This window comes from Pseudomonas sp. PB106 (assembly GCF_009764645.1).
GTDB lineage: Bacteria > Pseudomonadota > Gammaproteobacteria > Pseudomonadales > Pseudomonadaceae > Aquipseudomonas.
In genome coordinates this window covers 51,469-68,640 of the sequence record NZ_RWIM01000157.1, presented here as the reverse complement: position 1 = coordinate 68,640, position 17,172 = coordinate 51,469, and the positions used below count along the sequence as shown (strand labels likewise).

General features: G+C 59.7%; 16 protein-coding genes. 4 read left to right on the top strand and 12 right to left on the bottom strand.

The window, feature by feature from the left end; all coding sequences use genetic code 11:
- Window position 1: 1 nt before the first annotated feature.
- Together EJA71_RS20615 and EJA71_RS20610 are read left to right on the top strand one after the other, a co-directional pair.
- A complete protein-coding gene (locus EJA71_RS20615; protein ID WP_158959411.1) occupies window positions 2–940 on the top strand; it encodes an MlaD family protein in 939 nt (312 codons plus the stop codon).
- The gene (locus EJA71_RS20610) at window positions 937–1,557 is read left to right on the top strand and encodes an ABC-type transport auxiliary lipoprotein family protein (RefSeq protein WP_158959410.1); all 621 of its coding nucleotides are present in this window, start codon (window positions 937–939) and stop codon (window positions 1,555–1,557) included. The genes EJA71_RS20615 and EJA71_RS20610 overlap by 4 nt, the downstream gene beginning before the upstream one ends.
- A 115-nt stretch (window positions 1,558–1,672) precedes the next feature.
- Here the strand turns inward: EJA71_RS20610 and EJA71_RS20605 are convergent, their stop codons facing one another.
- The 5 genes from EJA71_RS20605 to EJA71_RS20585 all read right to left on the bottom strand — a co-directional run bounded on the left by EJA71_RS20605 (window position 1,673) and on the right by EJA71_RS20585 (window position 6,145).
- Entirely contained in the window at window positions 1,673–2,902 is a 1,230-nt protein-coding gene (locus EJA71_RS20605) for a nucleoside recognition domain-containing protein (protein WP_158959409.1), read from the bottom strand.
- 218 nt (window positions 2,903–3,120) lie between these two features.
- Complete coding sequence (gene gltP / locus EJA71_RS20600; RefSeq protein WP_158959408.1) at window positions 3,121–4,452, bottom strand: glutamate/aspartate:proton symporter GltP; 1,332 nt, start codon at window positions 4,450–4,452, stop codon at window positions 3,121–3,123.
- Window positions 4,453–5,154: 702 nt separating this feature from the next.
- The gene (locus EJA71_RS20595; RefSeq protein WP_095049547.1) at window positions 5,155–5,619 is read right to left on the bottom strand and encodes an inhibitor of vertebrate lysozyme family protein; all 465 of its coding nucleotides are present in this window, start codon (window positions 5,617–5,619) and stop codon (window positions 5,155–5,157) included.
- Between the two features lie 2 nt (window positions 5,620–5,621).
- Complete coding sequence (locus tag EJA71_RS20590; RefSeq protein WP_003177151.1) at window positions 5,622–5,786, bottom strand: DUF1328 domain-containing protein; 165 nt, start codon at window positions 5,784–5,786, stop codon at window positions 5,622–5,624.
- A gap of 74 nt (window positions 5,787–5,860) precedes the next feature.
- Window positions 5,861–6,145 (bottom strand): hypothetical protein, encoded by a 285-nt coding sequence (locus EJA71_RS20585; RefSeq protein WP_158959407.1) that lies wholly within the window; start codon window positions 6,143–6,145, stop codon window positions 5,861–5,863.
- 427 nt (window positions 6,146–6,572) lie between these two features.
- On the opposite strand from EJA71_RS20585, the gene algB reads away from it, so the two are divergent.
- A complete protein-coding gene (algB, locus tag EJA71_RS20580) occupies window positions 6,573–7,919 on the top strand; it encodes a sigma-54-dependent response regulator transcription factor AlgB (protein WP_158959406.1) in 1,347 nt (448 codons plus the stop codon).
- 10 nt (window positions 7,920–7,929) lie between these two features.
- A complete protein-coding gene (locus EJA71_RS20575; protein ID WP_158959405.1) occupies window positions 7,930–9,720 on the top strand; it encodes a KinB sensor domain-containing domain in 1,791 nt (596 codons plus the stop codon).
- A gap of 1 nt (window position 9,721) precedes the next feature.
- On the opposite strand, the gene EJA71_RS20570 is transcribed toward EJA71_RS20575, so the two are convergent.
- The 7 genes from EJA71_RS20570 to EJA71_RS20540 all read right to left on the bottom strand — a co-directional run bounded on the left by EJA71_RS20570 (window position 9,722) and on the right by EJA71_RS20540 (window position 17,054).
- Window positions 9,722–11,335: an EAL domain-containing protein gene (locus tag EJA71_RS20570; RefSeq protein WP_178113733.1), complete on the bottom strand. Its 1,614-nt coding sequence runs from the start codon at window positions 11,333–11,335 to the stop codon at window positions 9,722–9,724.
- A gap of 76 nt (window positions 11,336–11,411) precedes the next feature.
- Complete coding sequence (locus EJA71_RS20565; protein ID WP_158959403.1) at window positions 11,412–12,194, bottom strand: N-acetylmuramoyl-L-alanine amidase; 783 nt, start codon at window positions 12,192–12,194, stop codon at window positions 11,412–11,414.
- A 101-nt stretch (window positions 12,195–12,295) separates the two neighbouring features.
- A complete protein-coding gene (locus tag EJA71_RS20560; protein ID WP_158959402.1) occupies window positions 12,296–14,371 on the bottom strand; it encodes a GGDEF domain-containing protein in 2,076 nt (691 codons plus the stop codon).
- Entirely contained in the window at window positions 14,368–15,246 is an 879-nt protein-coding gene (locus EJA71_RS20555) for an endonuclease/exonuclease/phosphatase family protein (protein ID WP_158959401.1), read from the bottom strand. Before EJA71_RS20555 ends, EJA71_RS20560 begins: the two co-directional genes overlap by 4 nt.
- A gap of 14 nt (window positions 15,247–15,260) precedes the next feature.
- Window positions 15,261–15,902, bottom strand: coding sequence for a thiol:disulfide interchange protein DsbA/DsbL (locus EJA71_RS20550; RefSeq protein WP_034152237.1), 642 nt, complete (start codon window positions 15,900–15,902; stop codon window positions 15,261–15,263).
- 200 nt (window positions 15,903–16,102) lie between these two features.
- Entirely contained in the window at window positions 16,103–16,720 is a 618-nt protein-coding gene (locus EJA71_RS20545) for a cytochrome c (protein WP_158959400.1), read from the bottom strand.
- Between the two features lie 43 nt (window positions 16,721–16,763).
- Window positions 16,764–17,054: a cytochrome c5 family protein gene (locus EJA71_RS20540; RefSeq protein ID WP_038365005.1), complete on the bottom strand. Its 291-nt coding sequence runs from the start codon at window positions 17,052–17,054 to the stop codon at window positions 16,764–16,766.
- Window positions 17,055–17,172: the final 118 nt, after the last annotated feature.

Below are 17,172 nucleotides of genomic sequence, written 5' to 3'. Positions count from 1 at the left end.
CATGGAAACCCGAGCGCATCATGTATTGATCGGCCTGTTCACCGTGATTGTGGTGGCAGGCGCCCTGCTCTTCGGTCTGTTTCTGGCCAAGTCCAGCGTCGACACCGAGTTCAAGGACTACGAAGTCGTCTTCAACGAGGCCGTCAGCGGTCTGTCCAAGGGCAGTTCGGTGCAATACAGCGGGATCAAGGTCGGCGACGTGATCAGCCTGCGCCTCGACCCGCTGGACCCACGCCGGGTGCTGGCGCGGATTCGTCTGGCCGGTGACACCCCGGTCAAGGAAGACACCCAGGCGAAACTGGCGCTGGCCGGGATTACCGGCACGTCGATCATCCAGCTCAGCGGTGGCACGCCGCAGAGCGCGAAGCTGCGCGGGCATGACGGTAATCTGCCGTTGATCGTGGCGTCGCCCTCGCCCATTTCGCGTTTGCTCAATGACAGCAATGATTTGATGACCGGCATCACCGCGCTGTTGCAGAACGCCAATCAGATGTTCTCCGCTGAAAACGTCGAGCGCGTGAGCAAGACCCTCGCGCATCTGGAGCAAACCACCGGGACCATCAACGATCAGCGCGGCGACATCAAGCAGGCGATGCAGCAACTGGCGACCGTCGGCAAACAGGCTGGCAGCATGCTCGAACAGACCTCGCTGCTGATGCGCAACGCCAACGGCTTGATCAACGATCAAGGCAAACAAGCGCTGGGCAGCGCCGAGCAGGCGATGAAGTCGCTGGAGCAAAGCACGACGACGATCAGCACCCTGCTCAACAAAAACGAAAACGCCCTCGACAATGGCATGCAGGGCCTCAACGGCCTGGCCCCGGCGATCCGCGAACTGCGTGAAACGCTGACCTCGCTGCGCGCCATCTCGCAACGGCTTGAGGCCAACCCCAGCGGCTATCTGCTGGGCCGCGACAAGAACAAGGAATTCACGCCATGAAGCTGACTCGCCTCGCCCTCCTCGCAGGCTTCACGCTGATCAGCGCCTGCTCGATTCTGCCCAAGTCCGAGCCGTCGGACGTGTACCGCTTGCCTGCCGCACAGGCGCCCGCCTCGGCCAGTTCGGCGACTCAATCGTGGTCGCTGCGCTTGAACAAGTTACAGGCCAGCGAAGCGTTGAACCGGCCGACGATTGCGGTAATTCCGCAGGGTGACGTGATCAGCAGCTACAAGGGTTCGCGCTGGAGCGATCCGGCACCGGTGCTGGTGCGTAATCGTTTGTTGGACGGCTTTCAGCGCGATGGCCGGGTGACGTTGCTCAGCACCGATGACAGCAACTTTGCGGCGGATCTGGAGTTGGGCGGGAGTTTGCAGGCGTTTCAGACCGAGTATCAGGGCACGCAGGCCAGCGTCGTGGTGCGGGTCGATGCGTTGCTGGTGCGCGGTTATGACCAGCGGATTCTCGCCAGTCGGCGCTTTGAAGAGCGTCAGTCGCTGAATGATGTGCAGGTGCCAGCGGTGGTGACCGGGTTTGGTCAGGCCAGTGATCGGCTGACCGCGAAAGTCGTCGCGTGGGCCGTCGACCAAGGCCAGAAACTGGCCCCGCCGAAACCTTAAGCCCAACACAGTCCCTGTGGGAGCTGGCTTGCCAGCGATAGCGGCGTGTCAGGCAACGTCAATGTTGGCAGTACCGCCGCCATCGCTGGCAAGCCAGCTCCCACAGGGTTTTCTATCAGCCAAAGAACCAGTAGCAGACGAAGATTGCGCCAACGACCCCGGCAAACTCCGCCAACAACGCACACCCCACCGCATGCCGCGCCCGCTGGATCCCCACCGCGCCGAAATACACCGCCAGCACATAGAACGTCGTTTCGGTACTGCCCTGCACGGTCGCCGCGACCAGTGCCGGGAAGCTGTCGACGCCCGAAGTCTGCATCGTTTCGATCAACATCGCCCGCGCCGCACTGCCGGAGAACGGTTTGACCATCGCCGTCGGCAGCGCATCGACAAATCGCGTGTCCCAACCGGCCCACTCGACAAGATGGCGAATGCCGTCCAGGCCAAAGTCCAGTGCCCCGGACGCACGCAACACGCCCACCGCGCAGAGCATCGCCACCAGATACGGCAGCAGATTTTTCGCGACGTCGAAGCCCTCTTTGGCGCCTTCAACGAACGCTTCGTAAACCTGCACTTTCCTCAACGCACCGATGATCAGAAACAGCATGATCAACCCGAACAGCGTGAGATTGCCGAGGATCGACGACAATCCCGCCAAAGCCGTTGCCGAAAGGGTGCCCAGCAGCGCCATGAAGCCACCGAGGAGCAACGCGCCGGGAATCAGATAGGCCAACACCACCGGGTCCCAGATTCGCAAGCGTTGCATGAACGCCACCGAGAGGAAGCCAACGATCGTTGAGCAACTGGTCGCCAGCAGAATTGGCAGGAACACCAGCGTCGGATCCGGCGCGCCTTGCTGGGCGCGGTACATGAAGATCGTCACCGGCAGCAGGGTCAGCGAGGAGGCGTTGAGCACCAGGAAGAGGATTTGCGCGTTACTGGCCACGGTGGCGCTGGGATTGAGCTCCTGCAGGGCCTTCATGGCTTTCAGGCCGATGGGCGTGGCGGCGTTGTCGAGGCCCAGACCGTTGGCGGCGAAGTTCAGGGTGATCAGGCCAAGGGCAGGGTGACCGGCCGGGACTTCGGGCATCAGCCGCAGGAACAGCGGACCGAGGACTTTCGCCAGCCATTCGACGATCCCAGCCTTCTCGGCAATCCGCAGAAAGCCCAGCCACAAGGTGAGGGTACCGAACAGCAGCACCATGACTTCGACCGAGAGCTTGGCCATGGCGAAAATGCTTTCCACCATCGCCGCAAAGATCCCGGCGTTGCCGCCGATCAGCCACTGCGCCAGCGCCGACACGGCTGCGACGATAAAGAAGCCAAGCCACAGGCCATTAAGCATCAGTCAAATCCCCCGAAGAATGCCGCGAATGATAGCGGGGTCACCAGAAACGACAAACCCCGGATTTCTCCGGGGTTTGTATGTACCTGCCGCCAACCCATTCCCGGGTTGACCTCAATCTACTGTAGGAGCTGCCGAAGGCTGCGATCTGTTGATCTTGCCTTTAAAAAACAGAATCAAAAGATCGCAGCCTGCGGCAGCTCCTACAGGGATTTGTGTCAGTTCTTGGAGATTTCGCCCGCTGGCAGTTTTTCCTTGCTGCGCCAGTGCGGCAGGGAGTTCCAGTAGCGCTCGCCCTTGGCGTCGTCGTACATGCCTTCCCAGCGCGAGATAACCAGTACGGCCAGCGCGTTACCGATCACGTTCAGTGCGGTACGGGCCATGTCCATGACGCGGTCGACACCGGCGATGAACGCCAGACCTTCCAGCGGAATACCGACGCTGCCCAGCGTGGCCAGCAGCACCACGAACGACACGCCCGGTACACCGGCGATGCCTTTGGAGGTGACCATCAGGGTCAGCACCAGCAGCAGTTGCTGGCTGATCGACAGGTCGATGCCGTACAGCTGGGCAATGAAGATTGCCGCGATCGACTGATACAGGGTCGAACCGTCGAGGTTGAACGAGTAACCGGTCGGCACCACGAAGCTGCAGATAGCTTTCGGTGCGCCGTATTCTTCCATCTTCTCGATCACACGTGGCAGCACGGTTTCCGAAGAGGCGGTGGAGTAGGCCAGGACCAGCTCATCCTTGAAGATGCGCATCAGCTTGAACACCGAGAAACCGAACATCTTGGCGATCAGGCCCAGCACCACAAAGGCGAAGAAGGCGATGGCGAAGTAAACCAGGATCACCAGTTTGGCCAGCGGCAGCAGGGAAGCGAAGCCGAAGTTGGCCACGGTCACCGCGATCAGTGCGAATACGCCGATTGGGGCGTAGTTCATGATCATGTGGGTGACTTTGAACATGCTTTCCGAGACGCCCTGGAACATCTTCACCAGCGGCTCGCGCAGGTCCGACTGCAGGCTCGACAGACCGAGACCGAACAGCACGGAGAAGAAGATGATCGGCAGCATTTCGCCGCGAGCCATGGCCGCGAAGATGTTCGACGGGATCAGGTTGAGGATGGTCTCGATGAACGCGTGTTCATGCTGTACTTCGGCAGCGGTCGCCTGGTACTTGGAGATGTCCACCGTGCCCAGGGTGCTCATGTCGATGCCGGAACCCGGATGGACCAGGTTGGCCAGCAGCAGGCCGACGACGATGGCGATGGTGGTGACGATCTCGAAATAGATGATCGTCTTCAGGCCGATACGCCCCAGCTTCTTGGCGTCGCCCACGCCGGCAATGCCGACAATCAGGGAAGAGATGACGATCGGGATCACGATCATCTTGATCAGACGGATAAAGATATCGCCTGCCGGTTGCAGGACGTTGCTGATCCACCAGGCTTTTTCGGCACTGAAGTGGTTGAGCAACGCACCGATTGCAATACCCAGAACCAGACCGATGAGGATCTGCCAGGCGAGGCTAATTTTTGCCTTCTTCATTATCTTTACCCTTACTTGCGTTTGACTCAGGCACATGCAGGAACTGGAACGCTCATTAGCGGAAAAGTCTGTGCATCTGCCTCCGTATAAGGTGCCCCGAAGCGCGTATTTACGGCTCTCCAGCAGGCGAAAAAAGGCGCAACTATTCCGATGCAAGGTTGCGGCGTCTAATGCCGTAAACGCCTACCCTATGCCGAATCGGCATGAGCTTTTTTAAATGAAACTGGCGTCCCAACCGGTTCGATTGCGACATTTCAGCCGGCATAAGTGCCGTGAACCGGCCATTTCCGCGTAGGTTGGTTATTTTCTAAACGAGAAAATTCGACAAAAATTTGAGGAAAAAGCCTACGGAGGAAGACTAGAAGTCCTCTTGCTCAACAGGTTTCTTTCTCGATATACGGTCGCCAGGAAACACCGCGAAATGTTTTCGCGCGCAGTGTCAGCGATAAAAAGGATGAGCTGGACGCTCTGGATCAATGTTTTCTTCGATTCAAAGCTCAGCGCAAGTCCGTCGAACCACTGAGGGCCGGCGAACCTGCGACGCAGCTTTTACCCTGACCCGGCCCTTGCGCAGGCACTCCCTGTACCCGTAGGTCACTCCGACCCTGTAACAGTCAGAACGTCCCGGCCCCTTGGTCATGCGCCTGCCTTCCTCAGGTGGGCGCAATGGAAAGCAGCAGGGCTGCTGCCTTCGTGTTCAGATCAGTACCACTTTGGATCTTTCTTCAGGGTTTCCATCAGAAGATCCTGCATGCCCTGGTCGGGTTTGCCGAGGAAGCGGTAGGTGGCATGTCGCGTTGGCGACTTGTCGGCCGGCAGTCCTTCGGGCACATCGACGAGCATGGCGTATGCATCTTTCTTGTCGAAACTGAAGGCGACGATCAGGCGGTGGTTCAGGCACTTGTCTGCCGATTCGCAGAGCGGGCCTACCAGATATTGATCGCCGTCTTCAGTTACGGCATTCATTTGCTGGTCAGGCGTGCCGGACAGATTCATCACCCATTCCGGCAGGCGCTCTTCCTTCTTCACCACGCCTTCCCACGTTTCCCGATACTGCGGGTCTGAACTCAACAGTTCGTTGACCCGCGCCTGGCCATCGTTGGCCGCCATTGCCATGGCACTACCGCCCAGTAGCAGGGCGGCTGCCAATGTCTTCAAGACAGTCATCGTTAACCTCGGCCGCGACGGCCAAAGAAGAAGGAAGCGATGAACATCACCAGGAACACGACAAAGAGAATCTTGGCGATACCCGTGGCGGTGCCCGCGATACCACCGAAGCCCAGTACTGCAGCGATGATGGCAATGATCAAGAATGTAATTGCCCAGCTCAACATGGTGATTCTCCTTACTTTTCTATTTAAAGGGTATTGCGTGTCCCGGCGCGTAGCGCCCGAATTCATTCAATCAGTCAGAAAACCCAACGCTCTTCACGTGGCATTTGATCCAGTGGCTGCGCTTGATCAACGTCCATCATGCGCATCGAGGCATTGTCGGCCTGGCTGCTGCTGACGGCGCTGAAGTGCGTTTGCGTGTTGTGCTGGATCGAGATCAACGGCTCAACCTGCTGGCTGTTTTCCCAGCGCAGGTATTGCTGGCAGGCGATCAGGGTGATCAACAGCGCCAATACGGCAAACAGACCTTGCTGGATATGCAGTGGCGAGATACGCACTTGGGCGGCACGTGGGCGAGTCATCCTGGGTTCCTCACTCTTATTCGGTTGGGGCAGTTCATGTCTGCCCGGGCTGTAAGAGATATTGCAGCCTGCATGCCAGTTTTTTGTTTGAAAAAAATCTAACAAAATCAATAAGTTATGAGTGTGAGAAAAAGCGCTAGCGACGCATCCTGCACGATGGGTCATCTGGCATCGTGCGCAATGCACGATTTTTTCGTAGGAGAATTCATTCTTATGGAATTGAGAGCAGGGCGCAGATGTCAGAAAAGGACGCAGGCAACGCCCTGCAAATCGGTGATTGTTTAAATAACCAACAAAATCAATGTATTGGCCGTAATGGCAGGAGAGGGCTACCCTCCTATGGCTGGCATCGTTCAGAATCAACCATGCAACTTGCCCGATTTTTCCGGGACTAACCTCAGACCAATCACTATGGAGCGTAGGAAAAATGGAATCTGCCACTGAGCATCAAGGCCGCATTCTGCTGGTGGACGACGAATCCGCCATCCTGCGTACCTTCCGTTATTGCCTCGAAGATGAGGGCTATACGGTCGCCACGGCAAACAGCGCGGCTCAGGCCGACGCCTTGCTGCAACGCCAGGTCTTCGACCTGTGCTTCCTTGATTTGCGCTTGGGCGAGGACAACGGCCTCGACGTATTGGCGCAAATGCGCATTCAGGCGCCATGGATGCGTGTGGTGATCGTCACCGCGCATTCGGCTGTCGATACGGCTGTTGATGCGATTCAGGCCGGCGCCGCCGATTATCTGGTCAAGCCGTGCAGCCCGGATCAGTTGCGTCTGGCCACCGCCAAGCAACTGGAAGTGCGCCAACTGTCGGCGCGCCTCGAGGCCCTCGAAGGCGAAATTCGCAAGCCCAAGGATGGCCTCGATTCCCACAGCCCGGCGATGAAAGTCGTACTGGAGACTGCCCGCCAAGTGGCGGGCACCGACGCCAACATTCTTATCCTTGGCGAGTCCGGCACCGGTAAGGGCGAACTGGCCCGAGCGATTCACGGCTGGAGCAAGCGCGAGAAGAAATCCTGCGTAACCATCAACTGCCCGTCGCTGACGGCGGAGTTGATGGAAAGCGAGCTGTTCGGTCACAGCCGTGGCGCATTCACCGGCGCCAGCGAAAGTACGCTGGGTCGAGTTAACCAAGCTGACGGCGGCACACTGTTTCTCGATGAGATCGGCGATTTTCCCCTGACATTGCAACCCAAGTTGTTGCGCTTCATTCAAGACAAGGAATACGAGCGCGTAGGGGATCCGGTCACCCGCCGCGCCGATGTGCGCATCCTTGCGGCAACCAACCTCAATCTGGAAGACATGGTGCGTGACGGCCGCTTCCGGGAAGACCTGCTTTATCGCCTCAACGTCATCACTCTGCACTTGCCACCCCTGCGCGAACGCGCCGAGGACATCCTCACGCTGGCTGATCGTTTCCTCGCTCGCTTCGTTAAAGAATACGCACGCCCGGCGCGGGGTTTCAGCGACGAAGCCCGTGAAGCACTGCTCGGCTACCGTTGGCCGGGCAATATTCGGGAGCTGCGCAACGTGGTCGAGCGGGCCAGCATCATCTGCCCGCAAGAACGCGTCGAGATCACCCACCTGGGCATGGCCGAGCAACCGGCCAACAACGCACCGAGAGTCGGCGCGGCACTGAGTCTGGATGAGCTGGAAAAAGCCCACATCGGCGCGGTTCTCGCTACCGCCGGCACCTTGGACCAAGCGGCGAAAACCTTGGGCATCGACGCCTCGACCCTGTATCGCAAGCGCAAGCAGTACAATCTGTGAGCGCGCCGCGATGAAACTGGCGATGAAGTTGCGAACGCGATTATTCCTGAGTATTTCCGCCTTGATTACAGTGGCCTTGCTCGGGCTTTTGCTCGGGCTGGTCAGCGTGATGCAAATGGCCGGCTCGCAGGAAATGACGCTGCGTAACAACTTCGTCACCCTCGATCTGGGCCTCAAGCTGCGGCAAACCTTGGGTGATCAGTTAGTCCTTATGCTCGCCGAAGTGCCTGATCCGGTTGCGTTCGAAGCGTCCAAGCAGCAATACCTCAAGTTGCTCGATGACGGTATCGCTCAAGAGCAGGTGGGCGATGGCCGGCATTACGGTTTCAGTCAGGCCAAGGCGGATTACCTGAGTTTTCTTCAAGCCTTCGATGTGTCCCGTGATCCAGCGGCTGCGTTGAGCAGCAACGCCGACCTCAGGGAGCGCTTCAACACGCTGCGCAACGGTTTGATCACCGAGCACAAGCATGCGCTGGACAACATCAACGCGGTGCAACATCAAACGCGTGACCGGGCATTGTTGATCGCCGGTCTACTGGGGGTTGTCGGGCTGGCGGTACTGATCATCGGTTTCATCACGGCCCATGGGATTGCCCGGCGTTTCGGGGCTCCGATCGAGGCGCTGGCGCAAGCGGCGGACAACATCGGCCAAGGCAATTTTGAAGTGACCCTGCCGATTTCATCGGCGATGGAAATGAATCAGCTGACCAAGCGTTTCGGCATGATGGCTGAGGCGCTGCGCGAGCATCAGGCAACCAACGTCGATGAACTGCTCGCCGGTCAGCAGCGTTTGCAAGCGGTACTCGACAGTATCGATGACGGCCTGCTGATGATCGACCGTCAGGGGCAACTGGAGCACCTCAACCCGGTGGCCCAGCGGCAGTTGGGCTGGGAGGACGACCGTCTCGGTCAGGGCCTGGGCACGGCACTGGAGCGACCGGAGCTGGATGCGCAGCTGCAACTGGTACTGCGCGGCGGCACGCTTGAGCGCGCACCTGAGGATTTGAGTATCGAGGTCGACGGCGAATCGCGCCTGCTGACCTACAGCCTGACGCCGGTGAGCCATACACAAGGGCACATCCTTGGTGCGGTGATGGTGTTGCACGACGTTACCGAGCAGCGCGCTTTCGAACGGGTGCGCAGCGAGTTCGTCCTGCGCGCCTCTCACGAGCTGCGCACGCCAGTCACCGGCATGCACATGGCATTCGGCTTGTTCCGTGAGCGGGCGAAGTTTCCAGCGGAGTCGCGTGAGGCGGACCTGCTCGACACCGTGAACGAAGAAATGCAGCGCTTGATGCAACTGATCAATGACCTGCTCAACTTCTCGCGTTACCAGAACGGTCTGCAGAAACTGACCCTGGCGCCGTGTTCCATCGAAGACCTGCTGGAACAGGCGCGACTTCGCTTTGAAGATTTTGCGCTGGGCAAAGGCATTGCCCTGAATGTCGAAGTGCAGGGGCCATTGCCTCGATTGCAAGCCGATCAGGCCCAACTCGACCGAGTCCTCGACAACCTCATCGACAACGCCCTGCGCCATACCGCCCGCGACGGTCAGATCCGCCTACAGGCGCGACGCCATGGCGAGCGGGTGATCATCAGTGTTGAAGACAATGGCGAAGGCATTGCCTACGGCCAGCAGGGACGCATCTTCGAGCCGTTCGTGCAGGTTGGGCGCAAGAAGGGTGGCGCCGGGCTTGGCCTGGCGCTGTGCAAGGAAATCGTGCAGCTTCACGGTGGGCGGATGGGCGTCTATTCGCGGCCGGGGCAGGGCACGCAGTTTTACATGGCGCTGTCGGTCTAGCTCAGGCTTCGTCGTCCAGCCGCCGTCCGGCGAGGCGTCGGCCACGGGTGATCAATTCGATGAATTGCACCGCGCTGAGGGCGTGAGCGAACAGCCAGCCCTGACCGAACTTCACGCCCTCGCTGCTGAGCAACTGGGCTTGCGATTCAAGCTCGATGCCTTCGGCAATCACCTTCAGATCCAGCGCCTGCGCCATGTGAATGATGTGCGGGGCGACGCCGCTGCTCGCCGCATCGTGGCCGAGCGCATCAATAAAGGCCTTGTCGATTTTCAGGCAGTCCACCGGCAGCGTTTGCAGGTAGGCGAGGCTGCAATAGCCGGTGCCAAAGTCATCGATCAGCACCTGATGGCCGACATCGCGCAGGGCTTGCAGGTTTTCCCGCGCCACCACTACATCAATCAGACCGCGTTCGGTGACTTCGAAGGCGATCTGCCGGGCGGCGACCCGGTGCAACTTCAGCAGGCGCGCCATGACTAGGCCGATGCGCGGCACCGTCACATCGCAGGCGGCGAGGTTCACCGAGATGTATAGCTGCGGATTGGCCCGAAGCAATTGACCCAACTGCTCCAGCAAGCGCTGGAGGACGAAGTCAGTCATCTGGCGGATCTGCCCAGTGTTCTCCGCCATCGGGATGAACAGGTCGGGGCTGGTCAGAGTGCCATCTGGGCGGCGCCAGCGCAGCAGGGCTTCGGCGCCAACGCAGTTGCGGCTGTCGAGGTCGAAGATCGGTTGGTAGAGCACCTGTAGCTCGCCACGACGGATGGCGCCGTGCAATTCGGCATCCAGCGACTGGCGCTGACGAACCAGCAGGAACACCAGAAAACCGACAATGGCACCAGCCACCAGGCAGACCGGAATCATCCACCACCAGACAGCGGGGATGTGCATGCCGGTACGCGGTGTGATCAGCACCAGTTGATATTCGGGGTTGTCGGTGGGCATGCGATAGATCAGCCGGGTTTGCGTGACCTGCAAGGCGCCGCGGCTTTTCGGTGGCCAGTGCTCTGTGGGTGGCCAGATCTGTTCTTTGCCCAGTACCGGAATGGCTCGGGTGCCATGGTCCAGCACCACCAGCAAACTGCTGCCGGGCGACAGATCGACCATATCGGTCAGGTGGCCGCGTGAGGTGGCGACGCGAAAGTTGCCGCGCCCCAACATCAACGCTGCGCGGTTTTCATCGGGTTCGGTGGTGGTGTTCAGCCAATAGCTGTAGGTCGGGCCTTTGATGTCCGGCGCGCGAACAACCGACAAACCTTCCTGGCGCGGACGGTTGGAGCAGATCCGCGAGGCGTCCATGTAAGCGGCTTCATAGACGAAGCGATAGTTGAAGGTAACTTGCTGCAGGGTGGCGATCATTTCGTCGTCACAACTGCGCAGGGGTTGGGCTTCGAGGTCGTCGAGACTTTCGCGCAGTTGACCGAACAATTGTTCGAGGCGGGCCAGGAAACGTTCGCCCTGAGCGTTCATTTCCTGGCTTTCACGTTGCTCGACCTGACGCATCGCCACGAACATACCGCCGGCGATCAGCAGGCTGGCACTGAGGACAGCCGCGATCATCGCCAAAAACCAAGGGCGATAGAACCAGCTACGCAGCGTCTCTCGGGTAGCAACCATCATGGAATATCCGAAGAATTACCAATGAGTTATAGCTGCTGATAGCAATTTCGCCCTGACCGTCGGGCGGGCGTCATTATTTTGTCTGATTAAGTACCAGCAGCAGTGCCGCGGTTTGCGCGTCCGGCGCGCCGTCGAAACGCGAAGGGCGGAAATGCATCTGGAAAGCGCCGAGGACGTGGCGTGTGGCTACGTCGAGTTCGCCGGTCTGTGGCGTGTCGTAGCCCAGATGCGCCAATTGCGCCTGGAACCAGCTGATGCTCGGCAGTTCGCCGCTGTTGAACAGCATCTGCTGACGCGCGACCGCATCTTCGTTTGGCCACACGCCCAAGCCTTCAGCGGCGAGGCGTTTCCATGGGAACAATGGGCCTGGATCAAGTTTGCGCAGCGGCGCGATGTCGCTATGGCCGATGATATGGCGCGGGCTGATACCGTTGCGCTTGCTGATGTCCTTGAGCAGGGCGATCAGCGATTGAATTTGCGCTTCGCTGTACGGATACCAGAGGCGCCCGGTCGGCGTGTCCTTGAAGCCCGGATTGACGATTTCGATACCGATCGAGCTGGAGTTGAGCCAGGTGCGGCCCTGCCATTGGCTTTCGCCGGCGTGCCAGGCGCGCTGGTTTTCGTCCATCAGCTTGTAGATGGTGCCGCCCTTGTCGTCGCCGATCAGGTAGTGGCTGCTGACTTCGCCGTGGGTCAGCAGTTGCAGCGAGCGCTCCAGCGACGTCGACGTGTAGTGGACGATCACGAACTGAATGCGACTGTCGTAATTGGCCGAAGGATGGCTGGTGTCGTAGCGCGGACCGCTGGCGCAACCGGCCAGGACGAGCAGCGAAGCGAGAAGGGCAAAGAATTTCATGGCAGAAGGCAATACACGCAAGACAATAATGCAACAGTGTAACGTACTGCCTTGCGCCTCGACGGTCAGCGGGCGGAATTAAACAAAATGGAACAATTTGCTCAGCCCAGCTCGACCCGGTTACGTCCCGCGTTTTTTGCCCGATACAGCGCCTGATCGGCTCTTTTCAATACCAGATCGCTGTGTTCTCCGGCACGGAATGAGGCCAGCCCCATGGAAATGGTGATGGTCACGCGCTCGCCCTTGAAGTGAAACGGGCAAGCTTCGATGGCCGCGCGCAACGTTTCCAACAGTTTTGCGCCGACCGCTGGCGGCGTGGCCGGCAACAACAGCACGAATTCTTCGCCGCCAAAACGGGCAATGAAATCGGAACCGCGCAGGCGTTTGCGCAGCACGGTGGCGATGATCTTCAGCACTTTGTCGCCGGCCAGATGGCCATAGTTGTCGTTGATCCGTTTGAAGTGATCGAGGTCGAGCATGGCCAGGCTCAGGGTGTTGCCGTGTTGTTGCCACTGCTGGATTTCTTGTTCGAGGCGTTCGCTCCACGCGGCGCGGTTGGGCAGGCCGGTGAGCGGGTCGATCATGGCTTTCTGGCGTTGGACTTCCAGGTGTTCACGGAAACCCTGGGCTTCCTGTTCCATGTGCGCCACGCGCTCGGACAGGCTTTTGAGCCGTGTCGCCACTTCCTGCTCGCGAGCGTCGCGCTGCTTCTGGTGCTGATCCATGGTGCCGAGCAGGCCTTCGAGGTGGTTTTCGAGCACTTGCTTGAGGTCATCCAGATCCGCCGCTTCCTGGACGCTGGTCTGCAAACCGTCTACCTGCTCACGGATCTGTGTGTCCATCGCCCGCGCTGCCGAGCTGTTGTCAGCGTGACCTTCACTGGCGGCTTGCAGATTGCTCTGGAACGCTTCGAGGCGTTCGTTGAGCTGTTGCAGATAGGCTTCAAATTCATGCTGACCGCTGTCGGTGATCGCTAGCATCAATGTTGCGAGATCGTCGAGGATCGGGATCAGTTCGTACCAGTTCAAGCCGTGTTTGAGACGCTCGCGCATCGCTTCGGCTTGCGGACGGTGGCGCTCGGGCAGGGTCAGGTCGTCGAGCAGACCGATCAGGGTGTCTTCGATGTGTTTGGCCACGGAGCTGTAGGACGGCTCCGGGGAATCCGGCAGGGCGAAGAGGATATCGTGCTCGGATTGTTCCGGGTCGATGGCTGCCAAGGCCTGTGCCATCGGTTCGGGCAGGGGCAGGCTGTCGAGAATCAGCGGCGACGGGTCGCCGGGGTGGATCAATTCGTCGGGGTTGAAGCTAGTGGCCATTGTCGGCGTCGGGGCGGCGCTTGGCGCAGTGACTGTTGCATTCTCTGCCTCGTCGGTCGCTGCTTCAGCCGCAACATCCTCTGCTTCGCGGGCAATGGTAGGTGGTTCGAACGCAGCTACGTCGGGTTCCGCCTGGTGCTCTGAGAGCGGCGAGGGCGCCTCAGTCGCGGGCTCGGGCTGTTTGATAACGGCAGCGGCGATGACCGGCGCTGCAACAGCGGCAGTCTGCGCGGGCGCTGGTTCTGGCTCGGCTTCTGACGCGGCTGGCGTTTGCACTTCACGCGTTACCGGCGCCAGCACGGGTGCTTCTGCGTTCGGAGCTGGCGCTTCTTCGTTGTCACGAGTCCCAAACAAACGCTGCAGCAAGCCCGGGCGTCCCGGTTCGGCGGGCGTTTCCAGCTGACTCAACGCCTTGCCTTGCAAGCCGCTGAGCTCACTCAGCAGCAATGGCATTTCCCGCGCCGAACCGACGCGGCTATCCAGTTGCTTGGCGAATTTTTTCAGCGGCTGGGCGACTTCACGCGGCAGCGGCAACGCCTGCAACTGGCTGACCAGCGAGGTCAGTGCGGTGCTGACCTGATCGATGCGGGTTTCGCGGCGCTGCTCGGAATCGAGCACGGCTTTTTCCAGGCGCGGCAGCAGTGCGGCGAGGCCAGCGTCCATGTCGTCGGTGCGCACCACATCGCGCATCTCTTTCATGCACTGATCAACGACCTTGTCGGTGCCCTCAGCCGCCAGCGTGCTGCGTACCAGACCACGTCGAAGCAAGTCGAGCCGGGCGGCCCAGCGGCGTTCGAGTTTGTCCTGCTGTTCGATGCTTTTGAGGTACTTCTCTTTCCAGCGCTGGGCTTCGTCGCTCATTCAGGGGTTCCGCGAGGGGCAGGACTCATCGCGGGCAATGCATCGGCCGTGAGCGAACCCGGCAGACGAATCTCTACCGCGACCGGCAGGTGATCGGAAATCGGTTGGGCCAGCACTTCGACCTTTTCCAGGGTCAGGGTCGGGCTGAGCAAAATATGATCAAGGCAACGCTGAGGGCGCCAGCTGGGGAATGTCGCTTCCACCTGCGGAGCCAGCAAACCGAGATCGCGTAACGGTGACTGTTGTAGCAGATCGCTGGCGTGGGTGTTCATGTCACCCATCAATATTTGATGTTTATAGCCGCCGATCAACTCTCGAATGTAGCCCAGTTGCAGGCTGCGCGTACGCGCGCCGAGGGCCAGGTGCATCATCACCACCACCAGCGCTTCCGGGCCTTCGCCGAAGCGCAGCAGGATCGCGCCGCGACCTTTCGGGCCGGGCAGCGGATGATCTTCGATCGCCCACGGTTTCAGGCGACTGAGCACGCCATTGCTGTGCTGGGCCAGTCGACCGAGGTTGCGATTGAGTTGTTGATACCAGTAGGGGAAGGCGCCGAGATGGGCCAGGTGTTCGACCTGATTGACGTAGCCTGAACGCAGGCTGCCGCCATCGGCTTCCTGCAGGGCGACCAGATCGAAGTCGCCAAGCAGGTCGCCGATCTTTTGCAGATTGCCTGAGCGCCCGGTGTGCGGCAGCAGATGCTGCCAGCTGCGGGTCAGGTAATGCCGATAGCGCTCGGTGCTGATGCCGACCTGGATGTTGAAACTGAGCAAGCGCAGACGATGGTCTGCTGGCAGGCCCGTTGACGCCAGGTGATGCTCGTTGACCTGCGGATCATGCAGGCCAACGATGCGTTCAGACTTCCAGCGGCGCATGGCGGTTGCCGCGCTTAGTTGGCGGCTGCCTTGGTGGCCGCTCGCTCTTTGGCGACCAGTTGATCAGCCAGTTGCAGCGCTTGCTCGGCACCACCGGCAGAGCCGATGTCGAAACGGTACTTGCCGTTGACGATCATGGTTGGCACGCCAGTGATTTCATATTTCTTCGCCAGTTCGCGAGCCTTGACGATCTGACCTTTGATCGCGAACGAGTCGAAGGTGGCAAGGAACTTGTCCTTGTCCACGCCTTGAGTGGCGAGGAAGTCAGCCATGTCGTTCTTGTCGGTCAGCTTCTTGTGTTCTTTCTGAATTGCGTTGAATACGGCGGCGTGAACCTTGTGCTCGACACCCATGGCTTCGAGGGTCAGGAACATTTGGCCGTGAGCGTCCCACGGGCCGCCGAACATCGCCGGGATACGCACGAAGTTGACGTCGGATGGCAGCTTCTCAACCCACGGGTTGATCACCGGTTCAAAGGCGTAGCAGTGCGGGCAGCCGTACCAGAACAGCTCGACCACTTCGATCTTGCCAGGCTCTGCAACCGGTACCGGGTTAGCCAGCTCGACGTAAGGGGCGGCTGGTGCTTCGGCGGCTTGAGCGGTCACGCCGAACAGGCTGGCAGCGACGAGGGCGGCGCTGATGATCAGATTACGCATGCTTTACTCCTGGACAATTTGGGTCGCCTCGCGCGACCTGTTTTCAGACAGATCCTGGCGGGCATGAGTGCTGTAGTGTAACGGCAGCGGCCACAAAAAAGGGCGGCCAAAGCCACCCTTTTTATACTTGCTGCGACGGATTAATCGAGCGTTAACATTGCAGGAGATGTCCACCCCCTGCAGACCTCGATCCGCTGGCCTTAGTGCAGGCCCTGAATGTAGCTGGCAACCGCGGCGATGTCTTCGTCGCTCAGTTTGCGGGCGATGGTGCGCATGGTCATTGCGTCGCCGTCGTTGCTGCGCCCGGCCGCCGGATCTTCCTTGCGGAAGTCGGTCAGTTGCTTGGCGATGTATTGAGCGTGTTGGCCACCGAGGTGCGGGAAGCCGGCGGCGGCGTTGCCGGCGCCATTCGGCGAGTGGCAACCGGTGCAGGCTGGCAGGCCTTTTTCCAGGTTACCGCCACGGAACAGGGCTTCACCGCGAGCGACGATCTTCGGATCGGCGGCGCCGACACTGCCTTGCTGGCTGGCGAAATAGGCAGCGATGTCGGCCAGGTCCTGATCGCTCAGGTTGGTCAGCAGGCCGGTCATTTCCAGTACGGTGCGCTTGCCCGACTTGATGTCGTGCAATTGCTTGGTCAGGTAGCGTTCACCTTGACCGGCCAGTTTCGGAAAGTTTGGCGCCATGCTGTTCCCGTCCGGGCCATGGCAGGCTCCGCAAACGGCGGCTTTCGCCTGGCCCGCTGCGGCATCACCGGCAGCATGGGCGAAGCCAGAGATTCCCACGGTCAACAGCAGACTCACGATCAATTTGTTCATCAGCTAATCCAACTACGGCTAAGGGTTAAGTTATGGACCGGGTTTACTCGCTCATCCAAAGGATGATGGCTTGGTAATCCTCGGCACTGCAGTCCATGCACAAACCACGCGGCGGCATCGCCTTGAAACCCTGGGTCACGTGTTGCACCAGCGTCCCCATACCTTTCGCCAACCTCGGCGTCCAAGCTTCCTGATCGCCTCTTTTGGGCGCCATGGGTAGTTGGCCGGAATGACAGGCACCACAAACACGGTTGTACACAGCTTCCGGATCCTGTGTAGCCTGTGCGCTGTAAAGCGGCATCAAGACTCCGGCAGCCAGCAGCCATTTCGTCATAAAACGACCTTTTCAGGGTTGAGAGCGTTCTGCGTTCTAATGCGCAATCAAGGTCTGTCGCTCTCGTGAACTTCATCCTACGCTGGGACAAAGCACACACAAAATCTGCGGCATTATA